The following is a 2,402-nucleotide window of genomic DNA, read 5'->3' as shown; positions in this document are numbered from 1 at the left end:
TGCGGGGGACCGGGGGTCAGTCGCTCGGCTTATATCCCCACGGATAAATCCGGGGGCTTTACGCCGATTCTCGGTAAGAGGATAAAAAAAGTGCATTAGGCGCAGGGTATGAAAATATCCGCACCGAAAACCGATGATTGCGCCTAACACACGCCCGTATCCTGCCTACAGCTTAGTGCCGCATTCGGGGCAAAAACTGTTCGTGGCGGCATTTTTCGCGCCACAATTGCTGCAATAGATTAATTCAGCAGCTTTTTGCAGTTTTTTGCGATCGGGCAAACCGAGCATTTGAGAATTGCTCTTACCCGGTGCTACCATTGGATAGCAATTTTCGTTTTTGGTGACGCGCACATCCAGGACCACCGGACCGTCATGGGCGAGCATTTCGGCGATCGCGTCTTTCAGTTCCTCGCGATGGCGCACCACGAGACCTTTCACGCCATATGCCTGACACAGCAAGGGAATATCCGGCATTCCCACTTCCATATTAGAGGCCATGTAGCGCTCTTTATAGAAGGTTTGCTGCCACTGACGCACCATGCCTTGCCAGCCATTGTTAATAATCAAGGTCTTGACATTAATGCCATATTGTGCTAATGTTCCCAGCTCTTGAACGTTCATCTGGAAGCTGGCATCGCCGCTGATGCAGATGACCTCTTCTTCCCGGAGAGCCACCTTCGCCCCCATTGCTGCTGGAACGCCATAGCCCATCGTTCCCAAACCGGCACTGGATATCCAGCGGCGGGGGCCATTTTTGAGGAACTGTGCTGCCCACATTTGGTGCTGACCCACATCGGTGGTGTAATATGCATCCGGTGCCTGACGCCCCACTTCCACGATCGCTTCTTGGGGAGAAATGCCCTCATCCGGGGTGGGAACCGTCAGGGGATACTCGTCGCGCCAGCGATTAATCCGCTCTAACCAGTCCTGGGTTTGCTCCGGATGGGCCGCATCACCGGTTTCGCGCAGGCGGCGCAACATATCCACCAGCACTTGTCGCACGTCGCCCACAATCGGCACGTTGGGGGCGCGGTTTTTACCCACTTCTGCCGGGTCGATATCGATGTGGATGGTTTTGGCGCGGGAGGCAAATTCATCCAGTTTGCCGGTTACGCGATCGTCGAAGCGCGCTCCCACGGCAATGAGTAAATCGCATTCGCTGACGGCAAAATTCGCATAGGCGGTGCCATGCATGCCCAACATGCCCACGGACAGGGAATGCTGTTCGTCAAAGGCACCCAATCCCATCAGAGTGGTAGTGACGGGAATCTGAAAATGTTCCGCCAGTTCTGTAATTTCCGCATGAGCGCCAGAAGCGATCGCCCCACCGCCCACATACAACAGGGGTCGTTTGGCTTGACGAATCAATTCTAGGGCTTGATTGATTTGACGCGGATTGCCTTTCACTGTGGGACGATATCCGGGTAATTTGATGCTCCCGGGTTCCACTGGGTAGTAGTCGAATTCTTCTAATCCCACATCTTTGGGCACGTCGATCAACACCGGTCCGGGTCTACCGCTACTGGCGAGATGAAACGCTTCGGCGACGATGCGCGCCATGTCGCGCGGATCGCGCACTACGTAGGAATGCTTGACAATCGGTAGGGTAATGCCGTAAATGTCGGTTTCTTGGAAGGCATCGGAGCCGATCGCCGGACGCGCCACCTGACCGGTAACCACTACCATTGGGATAGAATCCATATGGGCGGTGGCAATCCCGGTGACTAAGTTGGTGGCTCCCGGACCGGAGGTGGCAAAGCAAACGCCCACTTTGCCCGTGGCGCGGGCGTAGCCATCGGCGGCATGGGAAGCTCCTTGTTCGTGTCTGACTAGGATATGCTCGATCTCGCCTGCTGCTTCAAACCGATGCAGTTCGTCGTAGATTGGCAAAATCGCACCACCGGGATAGCCGAAAATATGCTGCACCCCGTGGCGTTTTAAACTGTCGATTAGGGCATAACCGCCCGTTGCCCGTTTAGCTGTCACGTTTGGCAATTCTTTTTTAGGTTGGGATCTACTTTTTTGCGAAAGCAAGGGTAAACCTCATGCACTTCATAAAAGTTCTATTTTAATCATGCCTTATCTCTAGAGCGAACGGTCATCTTTTTTTCGATAGATTTTTCTCAATGGGAACTCTGTTTTCTCTGTGATGACGATCGCTTCTCTGAGACTCTTCCCCCGTTGTTGCCTTTTCCCCCTGCCGATCGCGTTTTTTGGGCGCGTCTCTTGCATTATTTTGGGGAATTACTAATTGTCAATTGCGGCTTATTTATTCCTAAATTTTTGTTAGGGGTTGATGAATTTTAGACCCATTTTCCTGCACTCGGGAGCCTGATTCTCTGGCCGGTGCGTGACCCCCCGCTTTTCTTGGGTTCTCCCAGTGGCGATCGGGTGGCGGGGGT

The 2,402-nt window shown here is 53.5% G+C and carries 1 protein-coding gene; it reads right to left on the bottom strand.

Annotated features, from left to right (window positions below; genetic code table 11):
- Positions 1–165: 165 nt before the first annotated feature.
- A complete protein-coding gene (gene ilvB, locus AC0QH1_RS27095) occupies positions 166–2,034 on the bottom strand; it encodes a biosynthetic-type acetolactate synthase large subunit (RefSeq protein ID WP_324634578.1) in 1,869 nt (622 codons plus the stop codon).
- Positions 2,035–2,402 lie beyond the last annotated feature (368 nt).

The organism is Phormidium sp. CCY1219 (genome assembly GCF_055795085.1).
The sequence above is the reverse complement of the archived record's forward strand: the minus strand, read 5'-3'. Positions and strand labels throughout refer to the sequence as shown.